Annotated in this window: 13 protein-coding genes; 3 read left to right on the top strand and 10 right to left on the bottom strand. The window is 63.6% G+C overall.

Features of this window, described 5'->3' with window-relative positions; genetic code table 11:
• Window positions 1-9: 9 nt before the first annotated feature.
• The 7 genes from mraY to mraZ are packed head-to-tail and all read right to left on the bottom strand — an operon-like array spanning window position 10 to window position 7,365.
• The gene (mraY, locus tag EK23_RS10730) at window positions 10-1,092 is read right to left on the bottom strand and encodes a phospho-N-acetylmuramoyl-pentapeptide-transferase (protein ID WP_045225338.1); all 1,083 of its coding nucleotides are present in this window, start codon (window positions 1,090-1,092) and stop codon (window positions 10-12) included.
• On the bottom strand, window positions 1,092-2,456 hold the full coding sequence (locus EK23_RS10735; RefSeq protein ID WP_045225339.1) for a UDP-N-acetylmuramoyl-tripeptide--D-alanyl-D-alanine ligase: 1,365 nt from the start codon (window positions 2,454-2,456) through the stop codon (window positions 1,092-1,094). The genes mraY and EK23_RS10735 overlap by 1 nt, the downstream gene beginning before the upstream one ends.
• Window positions 2,443-3,987 (bottom strand): UDP-N-acetylmuramoyl-L-alanyl-D-glutamate--2,6-diaminopimelate ligase, encoded by a 1,545-nt coding sequence (locus tag EK23_RS10740; RefSeq protein WP_045225340.1) that lies wholly within the window; start codon window positions 3,985-3,987, stop codon window positions 2,443-2,445. Before EK23_RS10740 ends, EK23_RS10735 begins: the two co-directional genes overlap by 14 nt.
• The gene (locus EK23_RS10745) at window positions 3,984-5,705 is read right to left on the bottom strand and encodes a peptidoglycan D,D-transpeptidase FtsI family protein (protein WP_045225341.1); all 1,722 of its coding nucleotides are present in this window, start codon (window positions 5,703-5,705) and stop codon (window positions 3,984-3,986) included. Before EK23_RS10745 ends, EK23_RS10740 begins: the two co-directional genes overlap by 4 nt.
• Window positions 5,706-5,720: 15 nt before the next feature.
• Window positions 5,721-5,978, bottom strand: coding sequence for a cell division protein FtsL (ftsL, locus tag EK23_RS10750; protein ID WP_045225342.1), 258 nt, complete (start codon window positions 5,976-5,978; stop codon window positions 5,721-5,723).
• On the bottom strand, window positions 5,975-6,907 hold the full coding sequence (rsmH, locus tag EK23_RS10755) for a 16S rRNA (cytosine(1402)-N(4))-methyltransferase RsmH (RefSeq protein ID WP_045225343.1): 933 nt from the start codon (window positions 6,905-6,907) through the stop codon (window positions 5,975-5,977). The genes ftsL and rsmH overlap by 4 nt, the downstream gene beginning before the upstream one ends.
• A complete protein-coding gene (gene mraZ, locus EK23_RS10760) occupies window positions 6,907-7,365 on the bottom strand; it encodes a division/cell wall cluster transcriptional repressor MraZ (protein WP_045225344.1) in 459 nt (152 codons plus the stop codon). Before mraZ ends, rsmH begins: the two co-directional genes overlap by 1 nt.
• Window positions 7,366-7,504: 139 nt before the next feature.
• On the opposite strand from mraZ, the gene EK23_RS10765 reads away from it, so the two are divergent.
• The 3 genes from EK23_RS10765 (at window position 7,505) to smbP (ending at window position 10,139) form a co-directional block, all read left to right on the top strand.
• Window positions 7,505-7,810 carry a hypothetical protein gene (locus EK23_RS10765; RefSeq protein WP_145998630.1) on the top strand — a complete coding sequence of 102 codons (306 nt, stop codon included), beginning with the start codon at window positions 7,505-7,507 and terminating at the stop codon, window positions 7,808-7,810.
• Between the two features lie 34 nt (window positions 7,811-7,844).
• The gene (gene parE, locus EK23_RS10770) at window positions 7,845-9,734 is read left to right on the top strand and encodes a DNA topoisomerase IV subunit B (protein WP_045225346.1); all 1,890 of its coding nucleotides are present in this window, start codon (window positions 7,845-7,847) and stop codon (window positions 9,732-9,734) included.
• A gap of 72 nt (window positions 9,735-9,806) precedes the next feature.
• The gene (gene smbP, locus EK23_RS10775) at window positions 9,807-10,139 is read left to right on the top strand and encodes a small metal-binding protein SmbP (protein WP_052808105.1); all 333 of its coding nucleotides are present in this window, start codon (window positions 9,807-9,809) and stop codon (window positions 10,137-10,139) included.
• Window positions 10,140-10,184: 45 nt separating this feature from the next.
• On the opposite strand, the gene EK23_RS10780 is transcribed toward smbP, so the two are convergent.
• From EK23_RS10780 to EK23_RS10790, 3 genes are all read right to left on the bottom strand, one after another.
• Complete coding sequence (locus EK23_RS10780) at window positions 10,185-12,332, bottom strand: alpha-amylase family glycosyl hydrolase (RefSeq protein WP_045225347.1); 2,148 nt, start codon at window positions 12,330-12,332, stop codon at window positions 10,185-10,187.
• 8 nt (window positions 12,333-12,340) lie between these two features.
• Window positions 12,341-15,268 (bottom strand): HD domain-containing phosphohydrolase, encoded by a 2,928-nt coding sequence (locus EK23_RS10785; RefSeq protein WP_045225348.1) that lies wholly within the window; start codon window positions 15,266-15,268, stop codon window positions 12,341-12,343.
• 125 nt (window positions 15,269-15,393) lie between these two features.
• A partial coding sequence (locus EK23_RS10790) for an SIS domain-containing protein (protein WP_045225386.1) occupies window positions 15,394-15,784 on the bottom strand: 391 nt, incomplete at its 5' end.

The following is a 15,784-nucleotide window of genomic DNA, read 5'->3' on the forward strand; positions in this document are numbered from 1 at the left end:
CCCCCCACATCAGCGCAGCTTCAGGGTGGCCAGGCCGAACAGCACCAGGATCACCGTGATGATCCAGAAACGCACGATCACCCGCGGCTCCGGCCAGCCCTTAAGCTCGAAATGATGGTGTATGGGCGCCATGCGGAAGATGCGCTTGCCGGTCAGCTTGAACGACAGCACCTGCAACATCACCGACACGGTCTCCATCACGAACACGCCCCCCATGATCATCAGCACGATCTCCTGGCGTACTAGCACCGCCAGCGTGCCGAGCCCTGCGCCCAGCGCCAGTGCGCCCACATCGCCCATGAAGACCTGGGCGGGGTAGGCATTGAACCAGAGAAAACCGAGGCCGGCCCCGACCAGGGCGGCACAGAACACCACCAGTTCGCCCGCCTTGGGAAGGAACGGTATGCCCAGGTATTCGGCGAACACGGCGTTGCCCGAGACATAGGCAAACACGCCCAGGGCGCCGCCCACCAGCACGGTGGGCATGATCGCCAGGCCATCCAGCCCGTCGGTCAGATTCACCGCGTTGCTGCTGCCTACGATCACCAGATAGGTGAGCAGCACGTAAACCCAGCCCAGGTTGAGCATGAAGTGCTTGAAGAAGGGCACGATGAAGGTGGTCTCGGCCGGCAGCGTCGCCGTCAGGTGCAGGAAGATGGCGGCGGCCAGTCCGACCACCGACTGCCACAGGTATTTGTGGCGCGCGGCCAGCCCCTTGCTGTTGCGGAGCACCAGTTTCTTGTAATCGTCGACGAAGCCGATGAGTCCAAAAGCCAGGGTCACCAGCAGGGTCACCCAGACGTAACGGTTGCCCAGATCGGCCCAAAGCAGCGTACTGATGCCGATGGACACCAGGATCAGCGCCCCGCCCATGGTGGGGGTGCCCGCCTTGGAGAAATGCGACTGCGGGCCATCCTCGCGTATGCTTTGCCCGATCTTGTAACGGCTGAGCCGGCGAATCATCGCCGGGCCAACCAGGAAAGCGATGAGCAAGGCCGTCAGGGTGCCGAGAATGGCGCGAAAGGTCAAATAGTGGAAGACGCGGAAAAAATCCACGTAACCTTCCAGCATCAAGGCGAGTTTCAGGAGCATCAGGTTTCTCGTACGCCTCGGCAAAAGGCTTCAATGACGCGTTCCATGCGCTGCGCTCGGGAACCCTTGACCAGCACAACCGCTTTGGGATCGAGCGTCTCCTGCAAGTGTCTGATCAGATCCGTTTGTTCGGAGAAATAACGGCCATGGGAACCGAACGCGGCCACCGCCTGTTCGGCGTGCGGGCCGGTGGCGAACAGGCGGGCGACACCCGCGCGTCGCGCCTCTTCCCCAAGCCCTGCGTGCAGCGCCGCACTGTTCTCGCCCAATTCGCCGAAGGCGCCCAGCACGATCCAGGGTTCGCCTGGCAGTTGCAGCAGCACGTCCAGCGCGGCGCTGAATGAGCTGGGGTTGGCATTATAGGTGTCGTTGATGAACAAGGCACCATTGCCGGCGAACTCCGGCTGCATCCGTCCCGGCACTGGCTCGATCTGAGCCAGTCCCGCGGCAATCTGCTCGGATGGCAAACCCAGCGCGGTGGCGACGGCGGCCGCAGCGAGGGCATTGGCGACGTTGTGCCGGCCCGCGAGACGCAGGGCCAATTGGCGCCTCACTCCCCCGATGACATAGTCGAAAAGGGTATGGAACCCATCCGCCTCGTGGGACACCCGGACAGTCTCTGTCAGGCCGCGCACGTCGGCCGTTTCGTGAAAGCCGAAACTGATGACTTTGCGCTCCCCGGCCAGCCCACGCCAAAAGCCGATGTAGGCGTCGTCGGCGTTGAGCACCGCGACACCGTCCGCCAGCAAGGCCCCGATCATTTCGCCCTTGGCCCGCGCCACCCCGTCGCGGCTACCAAACCCCTCCAGATGGGCATCGCCGGCATTGGTGATGAGCGCCACTTCCGGCGCGGCGAGCCCTGCCACATAAGCGATCTCGCCCGGATGATTGGCGCCCATTTCGATCACCGCATAGCGGTGCTCCGGACGGAGACGCGCCAGGGTCAAGGGCACCCCTAAATCGTTGTTCAGGTTACCCACCGTTTTCAAAACCGGGGCATGGACGCCCAGAATGGCGCTGACCATTTCCTTTGCCGTGGTCTTGCCATTGCTGCCGGTGACGCCCACCACGGTTACGGGCAAGGCCTTGCGCCAGGCGTTGCCTATCCTTCCCAGGGCGAGACGGGCGTCCTGGACCACGATCTGCGGCAGCGTAACGTCCACGGGACGCTCCACCAGAGCCGCACAGGCACCGGCCGCCGCCGCGGCAGCGACAAAGTCATGCCCATCAACGCGGGCGCCCGGTATCGCGACGAACAATTGGCCAGGCTTCAGGGTACGGGTGTCGATGCTGACACCGCCACATTCGGCGTCCGCGCCGGACAGCGCACCTCCGGCGGCCGTCGCCAGATCAATCAGTCGCATCCGACACTCCCTGGCCCATGGCCTGCAACAGCTCGCACACGACCACGCGGTCACTGAACGGGTGCTTGATCCCGCCTATGTCCTGGGTGTCTTCATGCCCCTTGCCGGCCACCAGCACCATGTCGCCGGGGCGAGCATCGGCAAGGGCTTCCGCAATGGCGGCGCGGCGATCACGCTGCACGCGCAACTGCGAAGGCGCCTGACAGCCCGCCAGGATTTCCTCCACGATGCGCTGACCGTCCTCGGTGCGCGGATTGTCGTCGGTTACGATGACACGGTCCGCCAGCCGCTCGGCGATGGCTCCCATCTGAGGGCGCTTGCCCTTGTCACGGTCGCCACCACAGCCGAAAACCGCCGTCAGGCGACCCTTGCAGTGCTGGCGCAGGTTGTCCAGCACCTTCTCCAGGGCATCGGGAGTGTGTGCATAATCGACGATGACCTCATAGCCAGAACGCGCGGAGAAGCGCTCCATGCGGCCCGGCACGGCCTTGACCCGGCTGACGCGGCGCGCGGCTTCGCCGAGCGAATAGCCCATGCCCAGCAGCACGGCAGTGACGCCCAGCAGGTTTTCGACATTGAAGCGCCCGTACAGCGGCGCCGAGACCTCGGCCTCGAGGAAGGAATGGCTGACTCGAAAAGAGACGCCGTCACCACGCTGGGCGACGGCGCTGGCGCACACGAGTTCGGCATCCACGGTCCTACCGCGGGCGGCATTCAGGGTGTAGGCGAGGCGACGCAGACCCGCCGGGGCAGCGCGCAGTACACCTTCGGCGCTGGGGTCATCGAGATTGAAGGCTATGAAATTCAGCTCGGGCCAGCGCACCAGACGGAGCTTGGCATCCAGATAGGCTTCCATGTTGCCGTGATAGTCCAGGTGATCGCGGCTGAGATTGGTGAACAGTCCGCCGCGAAAGCGCACACCGTTGACACGTCCCTGCACCAATCCGTGGGAGGAAGCCTCCATGGCGACGGCACGCACGTTCTGCCCACGCAAGCGGTCCAGCAGGGCATGCACCTCGATGGCATCCGGCGTGGTATGACTGGTACTGGACAGTTCGCCCAGCACACCCCAGCCCAGGGTGCCGATGACGGCAGCCGGCCGGTGATTGTTCAGGGCGTGAGCGAGGAAATGGCTGCAGGAGGTCTTCCCGTTGGTCCCGGTGATGCCGATGATGTCCAGATGGCGCGAGGGCTCGCCGTAAAAGCGGTCGGCGATCTGGCCCACCCGCTGCTGCAGTCCCGCCACAGGCACGCAGGGAACCGCGCTGATGCCACGCGCCAGTTCCGTGCCGCCTTCCGCGGGCTCATACAGAATGGCGCAAGCGCCGGCGGCAATGGCGGCCTCGGCGTAGCGGAGGCCGTGGCAACGGGTTCCCGCCAGCGCAAAAAACACGTCGCCGGGACAGATGTCCCGGCTATCGAGTGAGAGTCCGCGTACCACCAGCGAGGGCACGCCGGGGCCGCCTTCGACCAGCCCCTCCAGGAGCCGGTCGAGCCTGAGGTCGGGGGGCGTGTCCTTGGCCGGCATCATATGGCACCTTCCTGGGCGACGGTAATTACCGGCGGTTCCTCCTGATCAGGCGCGATATTCAGCAGGCGCAGGGCGCCTTCCATCACCGTGGAAAATACGGGGGCCGCCACGGCGCCGCCGTAGTATTCGCCCGCTGTAGGATTGTCGATCATCACGATCATCACCAATTTGGGTTTGCTCGCTGGCGCCATGCCGGCGAACAGCGACAGGTAAGCGCCCTGCTGATAGCCATGGGCGCCGCTTTTCTTGACCGTGCCGGTCTTGCCGGCTACGCGGTATCCGGGGATGGCGGCCTTGATGGCGGTTCCCTCGCGGGTCACCACAGCCTCCAGCATGGTTTTCACGCTGTTGGCGGTCTTGGCCGACATGATGCGGTGGACTTCAGGCGGCTTCTCCCGCTTCAAAAGGCCCACCATCGGTATTTCGCCACCGTTGGCCAAGGACAAATACGCCCTCGCCAGTTGCAGCGCGGAAGTTGAGAGACCATAGCCGAAGGACAGCGTCGCCTGGTGGAACGGACCCCAGTTCTGGTGGTTGGAGAGCCGGCCGCTCGCCTCGCCGGGAAAACCGGTCTCCAGCCCCTGACCGAAACCCAGGTTGTTGTAGAAAGCCCAAAGCTTGCCGGACGGCAGGTTCAGGGCGATCTTGGTCATGCCCACGTTGCTGGACTTTTGCAGAATGTGGGCCACATCCAGGACGCCGTAGTTGTGCACGTCCTTCACCACATTGCTGCCCACGCGCAACTGCCCCGGGCTGGTGTTGAACACCGTGCCGGGCCCGATTTTGCCCAATTCCATGGCGCAGGCGACGCCGAACGGCTTGATGGTGGAGCCGGGCTCGAACAGATCGGTAATGGCCCGGTTGCGGGAGACGTTGCCGCTGATACGGGCGCGGCTGTTGGGATTGAAGGACGGCTGATTGGCCATGGCCAGCACCTCGCCGCTCTCCGAATCCAGAAGGACCAGCGTGCCCGACTTCGCTCGGTGCTGCAGCACGGTTCGCTTCAGCTCGCGGTAGGCCAGGTATTGCAGACGCTGATCGATACTCAGCTTGAGGTCCTTGCCTGCCGACGGCATGCGCAGCACTTCCACGTCCTCGATGATGCGCCGCTTGCCGTCACGCATGATGCGCTTGGCGCCGGGCACACCCTTCAGCCAGTCGTTGTAGGCCAGTTCCATGCCTTCCTGACCGCTGTCGTCGATATTGTTGAACCCCAGCATGTGGGCCGCCACTTCGCCTGTGGGGTAATAGCGCTGGTACTCCCGCTCCGCGTAGACACCGGGAATGCCGATTGCGATAGCCTGGTCAGCCATCTCCGGACTCATGCGCCGTTTCAGATAGACGAAGCCGCGGCCGGAATTGGACGTGCGCCGCCGGATCTCCTTAGGGCTCATCCCGATCGCATCGCCCAAGGCTTTGACATCCTGGTCGCTCGCCTCGAACTCCTTGGGATTGACCCAAACGGATTTGACGGGGGAACTGATGGCGAGCAATTCGCCGTTGCGGTCAAGGATGCGGCCGCGGTGCGCCGGAACCGGCACCACGCCGACGTGGCGCATGTCACCTTGCTGGATCAGGAACTGGCGGTCCAGCACCTGCAGTTTGATAGCGCGCCCCACGAGTACCAGCATGGCGCACATCATGGCAATCAAGAGGAAACGCCAGCGACCGGCGTAGTCCGTTTCATCGATCCGTCTGGTATTACTGATGACCATCATGGTAGCTTGCCAATACTAAGGTTTGACATAAATGATCGATTCCCTGCGGGGCAAATCCATCCCCAACCGGGTGCGGGCCAGACGCTCGATGCGGCTGTGTTCCGCCCAGGTATTCTGCTCGAGCTGCAACTGCCCAAGCTCCACTTCATAGCCGTCCAGTTCCTGCTCCAGGCGCTGGATTTCAGCGAACAACATGCGTGACCGGTACTTGGTGTAAACCACGCCCAAGGCCGAAACCACCACGATCAGCAGCAGCACCAGGATGCTCCTCATGCCGCCACCCGCTCGGCTACCCGCATGACGGCGCTGCGCGCGCGCACATTGGCCTGAACCTCGTCGGCCGATGGCAGGCGCTTTTTGCCGACCCGACGCAGTCGCGCCCGATGCTCGATAGGCACGGGCAGATGGGCGGGTAGCGGCCGGCCCCGTTCCTGGTCGCGCATGAAGCGCTTGACGATACGGTCTTCCAGCGAATGAAAGGCGATCACCACCAGCCTGCCCCCTGGACGCAGCACCTTGACGGCCTGCTCTAAAGCCTGCTCCAATGCCTCCAACTCACCGTTCAAGGCAATGCGTATCGCCTGAAAGCTGCGGGTCGCCGGATGTTTGCCCTTTTCCCGGGTCGGAACCGCCTGCTCGATCACCCGGGCCAGGGCCGAGGTGCTCGTCAAGGGCCGAGCTGCCAGGATCGCACGGGCAATACGACGGGCGAACCGCTCCTCGCCATAGGTCCTGAGGACCCGCTCGAGTTCGCTTTCCGTCACCGCATCGATCCACTCGGCGGCCGTTGGACCGCGGCTGGTATCCATGCGCATGTCCAAGGGCCCCTCGCGCATGAAACTGAAACCACGCTCGGCTTCGTCCAACTGCGGGGAGGAAACGCCCAGATCCATCAAAATGCCGCCGACATCGCCGGTTTTCCCCAACTTGTCAATCTGCGGGACCAGTTCCGCAAAGCTGCCGTGCCACACCGCGAATCGCTCGTCGGCCAGCAAGCCCTGTTCCTTGGCCCATGCCACTGCGGCGGGGTCCTTGTCTAAAGCCAGCAGCCGCCCGGCCGGCCCGAGTCGTGCGAGAATTGCGGCAGAATGCCCGCCCCGTCCGAAAGTGCAGTCCACGTAAAATCCATCGCCTTGAATGTTCAGGCCTTCCAGCGCCTCCGCCAGCATCACCGGCACGTGCGCGCCTTTTTCAACACTCATCAGAAAGAAAGGGATTCCAGTTCGGGCGACAGGTCGTCCAGGTCTTCGACTCCCTCCTCTTCCAACCATTCGTCGCGGCTGCGATTCCACACGTCCTCGTCCCAGATCTCGAACTTGTTTCCTTGGCCCGTCAACACCACGCGCTTGTCCAAGTTGGCAAACTTTCGGAGCGGTTCCGCGATGAGAACGCGGCCCTGGCTGTCCATCTCACACTCGGTGGCATGGCCGATGAGGAGCCGCTGTAAACGCTTTGCTTGCTTGTTGAGACTGGGGAGTTTCACCAGCTTGCGCTCGATGTCCTCCCACTCGGGAAAGGGATACAGCATGAGGCAACGATCGAGCCCGACGGTCAGGACCAATTGGCGCTCGCAGCACTCCTGCAACTCCGCTCGGTAGCGAGTTGGGATGGCCAGCCGGCCTTTTTCGTCAAGATTGATCGAATTGACGCCCCGAAACAACTCCGCCCCCGCTCCCCATTAATCTCCATTTTTTTCCACTAAACTCCACTTGGCCTCAATATAGAAACCAACCTGAGGCAAGTCAAGGGGAATCCGGGACAATTTCATCAGCGTCCTCAGGGGCAGCGGAAAACAACTGATGGACACTGAATCGAGTGCCGGCCATTACTGCTTTATATTTAAATTTCAATTGGTTGAAAACATGCCAGGAACACATCAGGAACCGGCAAGACGATGCCGCAAAATGCCTACCGATAAGGCCATGGCGAACATGCCGGCATCACAGAAACGGCAGGTGGCGTTGCACGCCATGATGGAAATTTCTTGGCACCTACCCGGCGCGACCGTTCCTCTTTATCGAATGGTGAAGCTCAAGACCCCCATCAACCACGCAAGGGCGAAGACCCGGCCCTCATGTAAAATACCGAATCGCGAAATCAGATGATGATTCAAGCCAGAAGGACTCGCACACAGGCGCCATGACCGAACAATACGACGCTTCCGCCATTGAGGTCCTCAGCGGCCTCGACCCGGTCCGCAAACGGCCCGGCATGTACACTGACACCAGCCGCCCCAACCACCTGGCCCAGGAGGTGGTGGACAACAGCGTCGATGAGGCCCTTGCCGGCTTCGCCCGCACGATCGACGTCACCCTGCTGGCCGATGGCGGCGTCACGGTGCGCGACGACGGCCGCGGCATGCCGGTGGATATTCACCCGGAGCAGGGCGTTTCCGGCGTGGAGGTGATCCTCACCAAGCTGCATGCCGGCGGCAAGTTCTCCCACAAGAGCTACGGCTTCTCCGGCGGCCTGCATGGCGTCGGCGTGTCGGTAGTAAACGCGCTCTCGGCGCGCCTGGAGGTGGAGATCCGCCGCGGCGGCAAGGTCTACGCCATGAGCTTCGCCCAGGGCGACAAGCTCACCGAACTCACGGAAATCGGCAGCACCAGGCCGAGGGACACCGGCAGTGTGGTGCGCTTCTGGCCGGAGCCCCGTTACTTCGATTCGCCGCGCGTATCCGTCTCCAGGCTCAAGCATCTGCTGCGCGCCAAGGCGGTGCTGTGTCCGGGCCTCAAGATCACCCTGCGCGAGGAAGCCAGCGGGGAGGAAACCGTCTGGCATTACGAAAACGGCCTGCCGGAATACCTGCTGGATCAGATCGGCCACGTGGAATGCACCCCCGCCGAACCTTTCACCGGTTCCATGGAAGGCAGCGGCGAAGCCGCCGACTGGGCCCTTGTCTGGGCGCAGGACGTCCGGGAAGCCGTGGCGGAAAGCTATGTGAACCTGGTGCCAACACCCCAGGGCGGCACCCATGTGAACGGACTGCGGGCCGGACTCACGGAAGCCATCCGTGAATTCTGCGATTTCCGCGACCTGCTCCCGCGCGGCGTCAAGATTGCTCCGGAAGACGTCTGGGAGCGCTGCCAATACGTGCTGTCGGTCAAGCTTCAGGAGCCGCAGTTCTCCGGCCAGACCAAGGAGCGCCTCAGTTCCCGCGAGTGCGTGGCCTTCGTGTCCGGCGTGGTCAAGGACGCCTTCAGCCTTTGGCTCAATCAGCACCCCGCCCAAGGGGAAACGATCGCCGCCCTGGTGATCGAGAGCGCGCAGAAACGGCTCAAGGCCAGCCGCCAGGTGGTACGCAAGAAGGTCACCGCCGGGCCCGCCCTGCCGGGCAAGCTCGCCGATTGCGCCTCCCAGGACACGGCGCTCACGGAACTGTTCCTGGTGGAGGGCGATTCCGCCGGCGGCTCGGCCAAGCAGGCCAGGGATCGCGAATTCCAGGCCATCATGCCCCTGCGCGGCAAGATCCTGAACACCTGGGAGGTGGAATCGGAAAGCGTGCTGGCCTCGCAGGAAGTGCACGACATCGCCCTGGCCCTGGGAGTGGACCCGGGCTCCGCCGACATCGGCAACCTACGCTACGGCAAGGTGTGCATCCTGGCGGACGCGGATTCCGACGGCAACCACATCGCCACCTTGCTGTGCGCGTTATTCGTAAAGCATTTCCGGCCGCTGGTGGCCGCCGGCCACGTGTTCGTCGCCATGCCGCCGCTCTACCGGATCGATGTGGGCAAGCACGTCTACTACGCCCTGGACGATCACGAGCGCAAGGGCGTGCTGGACCGCATCGAGGCGGAGAAAATCAAGGGCAAGGTCAATGTGCAGCGCTTCAAGGGCCTCGGCGAGATGAACCCCTCGCAACTGCGGGAAACCACCATGAATCCGGACACCCGCCGGCTGATCCAGTTGAGCCTGGACGACAGCGAGGCCACCGACCGGCAACTGGACATGCTGCTGGCCAAGAAGCGGGCAGGCGACCGCAAGGTGTGGCTGGAAGAAAAGGGCAACCTGGCCGAGGTGCTTTAGGCGCGTGCCGCAGACCTCAAGCTGAGCTAAAATCCAGGCTCCCGTATAAAAACAAGCCAAAGGGGGAGAGTCATGTCCGATCGCATCCGCCGCGCCGTTTTTGCCTTGCTCGCCACCACGTCCCCCTGCCTCCTGGCTGAGGACCACACCGCCGAGGCTCTGAAACACGCCGCCGAGGCGGCCAGCGCCACCGACTCCAAGTCCGTGGGCCTACATGCCGAGCAGGCGCTGCAGCACATCGACGCCGCCAAGGCAGCATCCGGCGCCCAAGTGGACCCGCACGTCAAGCAGGGTGAAGCAGACCTGAACACGGCGGTCCAGCATTCCAACTGGCACAACACCGACCGCGCCGCCCAGGAGGCCGCCGACGGCAAGGCACACTTGGAACAGGCCGGCGGCAAGTAAGCCTTCCCTGGAACCCAAGGAAACGCGGAATAGGTCCGCAGTTTCCTATCTCAGGTAGAGGCCGTCCACCCCGACCTTGCCCGGACCATCGAGCACGTAGATCCCGGCGGAATTGGCCTTGACTTGAAAGCTCAAGGAACCGCCGCTGTGGATCTCCTGGCCGGTCACGGCATCCCGGTAGAGGCCGGGCCGGACGCCATCCACATTCACCTGCTGGTCGCCGCCAATGGCGAGGCCCACCACGGCATAGCTGGAACCTTCCGGATAGTCGCGGACGAAGCTCATGCCGCCGCCCCATTCACTCAGTTGCGTCACCGGAGCCTTCTGCAGGGCGGGCACCGCCCGGCGAATCTGGTTCAGGCGCTTGATGTGCTGATATAGGGGATGAGCCTGAGTGCGCGGCAAGGCCTCATCGCTCAAGTAATCCCCGAAATAGGCCCGGCCGGTCTGGTCCAGGGTGTCCTTTTCGCCCTCCACGTCCTGGGGCGCCCCTTTCATGAACTCGATCTCCTCGCCGTAGTACAGGCATGGGATGCCGCGCACCGTCCAGATCAGGTTGTAGGCCGCCGCCGCCATCCATTGCTCGCCCTTGAAGCGGTACTTGAAGTCGTTGTCCGGCCCCACGTCGTGGTTCTGCAGGAAGGTGACCAGCTGCGTCACATCGCCGTAAATCCAGTCCATGCTGAAAATCTGGGCCGTGCCGCCGTAGGTGCCCTTGCTCACGGTGTCGCGGAAGGTGGAGAACAGGCCGAAATCCAGCTGGGGAAAACCCGAATCGCCCCCTGAAGCCGGATCGCGCGGGTCGTGGCCCAGTCGGGTGTACCACCAGGGCCGGATCTGCGAGGGACCGTTGTCGCCGCCGCCCATATCGCCCCAGCCATAGCCCTTCACCAGATTCTCGCCGAACACGAACAGGCCCGGCTTGTGGGCCTTCCAGGCGTTGACGTATTCCAGCAGGTTGTCGCGCTCGATGTGCTTGACCGTGTCGATGCGCAGGGCGTCCACCCCCATGTCCAGATAGCGGTTGATGGAACCGACCAGGTAATCCTTGACGTTCTGACGGGTGGTGGCCAGGTCGATGCAGTCCCCGGCCAGGTGCTTGTGCTGCAGGGGATGGGCGCTCTCCCAATCGCCGCCGCAGATGAAGCCTTCCTGGTGATACCAGTCCGGGTCCAGATCGTGGCAATCGATGCCGAAGAAGCGGCCCGGGTTGTAGCCGGGCTTGGGCACCGTCTCGCCGGTCTTGGGGTCGACCAGAGGTTCGATGCCTTCCGGGTCGCGCTCGTGGCGTTCCCTGTACCAGTCGGGGGCCAGTGGATTGTCGATATCGTCCCGGTTGGGCCAGGCGTAATTGCCAAGGCTCCCTTGATACGGCCCGTGTTCCACGCGGCCCGGCTCCGAACCTTGCGACACGTAGTATTTGATGGGGAGGTGGTCGATGTGCACCTTGCCACGGATGCCGTACTGGCAGGAGTGGTTCACCACCACGTCCTGGATGATCTTGATGCCCCGCGCGTGGGCGGCGTCGATCAGATCCTGGTAGGTGGCGCCGGGGGACTCCAGGCGGGGGTCGATGCGGGTCCAATCGTAGGCATGGTAGCCGTGGTAGTCCAGTCCCGAGCGGTTCTCCACCGGCGGCGTGATCCAGATGGCGGTGAAGCCCAGGTCCTTGATGTAATCCAGGCGCTCGATGAGCCCCTTGAAATCGCCCCGCCAATGGGGATCTTCCGGCTCGCCGGCCGCATTGAACTTGATGCGGTCGCGGCAGTAGAAATTGTTGGACGGGTCACCGTCATAAAAACGGGTAGTCAGAAGGAAGTAGATGGTTTCCTCGCGAAAATCGCTGCGCTCCGAAACCGGCCTGGGTTCCAGGGTCGGTGCCGGTTTCGGCTTGGGATGGGCTTTGCGCGCCTGCCACACCGCTTTGGCCCGGCTGTCGTGCCAGCGGCCGTCGATGCCGTACCAGCCCTCCCGCTCCCGGTGCTGATCGCCGCTCTGCCGACCCTGGCCATCATTGAAGACGAAGTGCGCCGCCGGCGCCGCGAATTCGAAGGCGAACCAGCCCTCGCCCTCCGCCCGCATGGGCGCGCCGGGCCAGTCGCTGGCAGCCTGCCCTTCGACGTTCCAGAAATGGATGTGGACCGAATCGGCCCAGTCATCGGGTTTCTTGAAATGGACCGTGAAACCGGCCATGGGATCTCCTATGTCTCGGTTAAATACTGTTCGATATCGACCGCGTCGATCTGCTCAGGCCGAAGGAAGCGTTCGGCGTACTGCCGATAGACGCCGGAAGCCAGGAACAGGCGGAACAAATCAGCGTCGATGTGCTGCTCGCGCGCCATTGCCGCCATGATGCGAAGGGCCTCCGTCAGGGTCTTGCCCTTCTTGTAGGGCCGGTCGACCGCGGTCAGGGCCTCGAAGATGTCGGCGATAGCCATGATGCGCGCGCCCACACTCATGTCTTCCCGCCGTAACTGCCTGGGATAACCGGTGCCGTCCATCTTCTCATGGTGGCCGCCCGCCAGGTCCGGCACCGCCGCCAGATGCCTGGGGAAGGGCAGTTGCGACAGCATGACGATGGTTTGAACGATGTGGTGGTTGATGACGTAGCGTTCCTCGTCGGTCAGGGTGCCACGCCCGATGGACAGATTGTACAACTCGCCTCGATTGTACTTGAGCTCAGGCACCGCCATGCGGAAACACCAAGGGTTGTCTTCCGGGATGCCATTGCCCTCACCGCGTTGGATCTGATGCTCGGGTTTGTCGTCCAGCAGGCGCTCGGCCACTGGCAGCGGCGTGGGCGGCACGCGCTCCTTGCGCTGGCGCTCCTCATGGGAAATGCCCAGACGGTCGTCCAGGGTGCGCAGCCAGGTGCGGGCGCCGATTTCCCGAAGCCACTCCAGCCGGGCCGGGTCCATGGTTTCGCCGCCCTGGTTGCATTCGGCCACGAAGGCGAATTCCTCATCTAGCACCGCTAGGGTGCGCGCCAAAGCCTCCCGCAATGTCTCACGGTCGCCGCCTTCCGCCACCGCCTTCCAGTATTCCAGCTCCGCGTCGCGCTTAAGCACTTCGAAGCGCATGCGCACCTCGTGGATGCGATCGTGCAGGGTCTCTAACTTGGTGGCCTTGTCCACCACGTACTCCGGCGTCGTCACCTTGCCGCAGTCATGCAGCCAGCTGGCGATCTGCAGCGCTTCCCACTCCTCTTCGTTCAGGCTGAAATCCTTGAATGGGCCAGCGGGCGCTTCGCAGGCGGCGCGGGCCAGCATCATGGTCAGTTCGGGGACTCGCTGGCAGTGCCCGCCGGTGTAGGGCGATTTGGCATCGATGGCTCCGGCCACCAGTTGGATGAAAGAGTCCAGCAGGGCCTTGCGGGCTTCCAGCAGACGCTGGGTTTCGATGGCAATTGCGGCGGTCTGAGACAAGGCTTCGGCGAACGCCAGACGCGCGCCGGCGGAAGCATCCCTGTCGGTGGAATAGAGCACCAGGGCGCCCACCGTCTCGCCGCTGCGGTCGCTCAGGGGAATAATCACCAGCCCTAGTCGGCCCTCGGCCGCATGGTCCTGCAAGAAATGAAGACCTGCCGCCGAGCCACGCTGGGTCACGGTTCGCCGGGAGCGAATGGCCCAAGCCAACGGCCCGTCGTCCTCGATTGCCTGGGGCTGCGCGGGCGCCAAGTCCAGCGCCTCCCCATCGGCCCGCACGAAGGCGGCGGGCACCAGGCGGCGCCCGTCGTCTTCACTCAAATAGATCAGGCCGCCGTCGGCACCACTGGCGGAGGCGGTTTCCTGAACGACCCGATGCAGCAGACGCTTGAAGTTGGTTTCCGCAGCCAGCGAGGTGGCAATTTCCAGAAAATGCCGGATGGTGCCCCGCATCATGGCCATGGCTTCCGCCAGCTGATCCACTTCCAGCACGACGGATGGCCTGGCTGGAGCACCGCCGAACTTGAATGCGCAGATGTCGGCGGCGTCCCGGGTGATATCCCGAAGGGACAGCGCCACCCGCCGGGCGGTGAACCATGTAACCGGTAGAGCGAGAAGCAAGACGCCCGCGGTAGCGAGCAGGCCGCGGTCGCGCATGCTGATGGCCTGGCCCAGCAGTTCCCGCATAGGAACGGCAATCCCGAGGTACATGGGGCCGCGCAGGGTGGCGAGTTGAAGCACCACGGTATTCCAGGCGCGGCCATCGGCATCTATGGTTCGCGCGGCTTCCTGATCCGCGTCCCCCGCCTTCAGTTGCGCCAGCACCGGATCGCCGGCGTCATCCAGCCTCGCCAAACTAAGGCCCTCGGCGGTTCTACGTGCCGGCGGGACCTGGGTTCCCGTCTGGGCCAAAAGCTGACTGTGGGTATCGAACAACGCAATCTTCATCCCCGGCAACCGGGCCAGCGAGGCGAGACGTTCGGACATGCCGCGCAGACTGGCGTCGATGCCGATGACGCTGGCGCCCTGGGTTCGGACGGCGATGGTTATGCCCGGCTCGCCGGATGCCGCAAAGATGTAAGGCTCGGTGAGTACCCGCCGCCCCGGCACCTGTGCCATCTGGTACCAGGGGCGGCTGCGTGGGTCATAGCTGAAATCCGGGGGACTGCGCCGTTCGACCTCGCGCAAGCCGTCGTCCAAGAACAGGAACTGGATTTTGTTGGCACCTATGGCCTCGGCCTCCACACTTTCCACCATGTAGGCGGCGGTGGGCGGGGCCTGATACAGCGAGCGCTCCTCGGCGCTGTCCAACAGGCGTAGGAGGAAAAAGCTGCCATCGTCGTAACCGCAATAGACCGACTCCAGCGCCGAGGTGTCGGCAAAAGCCTGGGCCAGCAGGGGGAGCGCTTCCAGACGGGTTTGCAGATTGCCCGCGCCGGCGATGGGCCGGGGCGGCTGCATGGCCAACAGTTCCGCGAAGCTGCGCGCCGGCTGCATGATCTCGGCCAGGCTAGCTCGGGTGGATTGACCAATCTGTAGGAAGACCTCGTTGGCGGACTTGAGGGCGAACTCCCGGGCCTGCAGGTAATCGACCCAGGCTACGGCGGCGCCCGCGGCGAAGACCACCAGGGAGAACAGAAGACTGAGATAGACCGACAGCGCAAAGCGCCGGCGCGAAGAAGGGGCGGGGGCCTGCCCATTCATGTCGCTAGCTCACCGGAAATGAAAGGCCCGCCGCCGGCGAACCGGGGGCGGGCCTTTTTCCGTCAATACGTCGACTGACTTGGCGAAGGCTGGACGAGCGGATGCCTAGCTCCTTGGCTTGGAGATCATTCCAGGTTAGCGTGGCGAGTCCGCATCTCTTCCTCGGGAATTCCCTTCTCGTGGATGATGTGCGAAATGGTCGCCTCCAGGAAGAACAGCGTCGACAGCTCGAAGGTCGTACCCATGGGCATGCCGACCACCTTGCCGTACAACTCCGGCGTCCCGATCTGGAACACCTCGTCCGCCATGTCCGCCATGGTCGAACTCTTCTTGGTCGAGATCACCGCAATCTTCGCGCCCTGCTGCTTCGCCTTCTTGGTGAAAGCCAGCATTGTCTCCGTCTCCCCAGAGCCCGAAATCACGATGAACAGATCACCCTCGCGGATGCTCGGCGTCACGATCTCGCCCACCACGAACGTCTCGTAGCCACCGTGCATCAGCCGCATCGCGAAGAAC

This window comes from Methyloterricola oryzae, from assembly GCF_000934725.1.
Lineage (GTDB): Bacteria > Pseudomonadota > Gammaproteobacteria > Methylococcales > Methylococcaceae > Methyloterricola > Methyloterricola oryzae.

What these genes read in the sequence shown, in the direction of transcription:
- EK23_RS10780 (WP_045225347.1), bottom strand. Translation starts at nt 12,332, where the DNA reads ATGGCCGGTTTCACGGTCCATTTCAAGAAACCCGATGACTGGGCCGAT.
- ftsL (WP_045225342.1), bottom strand. Translation starts at nt 5,978, where the DNA reads ATGAGGAGCATCCTGGTGCTGCTGCTGATCGTGGTGGTTTCGGCCTTG.
- EK23_RS10785 (WP_045225348.1), bottom strand. Translation starts at nt 15,268, where the DNA reads ATGAATGGGCAGGCCCCCGCCCCTTCTTCGCGCCGGCGCTTTGCGCTG.
- EK23_RS10740 (WP_045225340.1), bottom strand. Translation starts at nt 3,987, where the DNA reads ATGATGCCGGCCAAGGACACGCCCCCCGACCTCAGGCTCGACCGGCTC.
- rsmH (WP_045225343.1), bottom strand. Translation starts at nt 6,907, where the DNA reads ATGAGTGTTGAAAAAGGCGCGCACGTGCCGGTGATGCTGGCGGAGGCG.
- EK23_RS10735 (WP_045225339.1), bottom strand. Translation starts at nt 2,456, where the DNA reads ATGCGACTGATTGATCTGGCGACGGCCGCCGGAGGTGCGCTGTCCGGC.
- parE (WP_045225346.1), top strand. Translation starts at nt 7,845, where the DNA reads ATGACCGAACAATACGACGCTTCCGCCATTGAGGTCCTCAGCGGCCTC.
- mraY (WP_045225338.1), bottom strand. Translation starts at nt 1,092, where the DNA reads ATGCTCCTGAAACTCGCCTTGATGCTGGAAGGTTACGTGGATTTTTTC.
- EK23_RS10745 (WP_045225341.1), bottom strand. Translation starts at nt 5,705, where the DNA reads ATGATGGTCATCAGTAATACCAGACGGATCGATGAAACGGACTACGCC.
- EK23_RS10765 (WP_145998630.1), top strand. Translation starts at nt 7,505, where the DNA reads ATGGACACTGAATCGAGTGCCGGCCATTACTGCTTTATATTTAAATTT.
- smbP (WP_052808105.1), top strand. Translation starts at nt 9,807, where the DNA reads ATGTCCGATCGCATCCGCCGCGCCGTTTTTGCCTTGCTCGCCACCACG.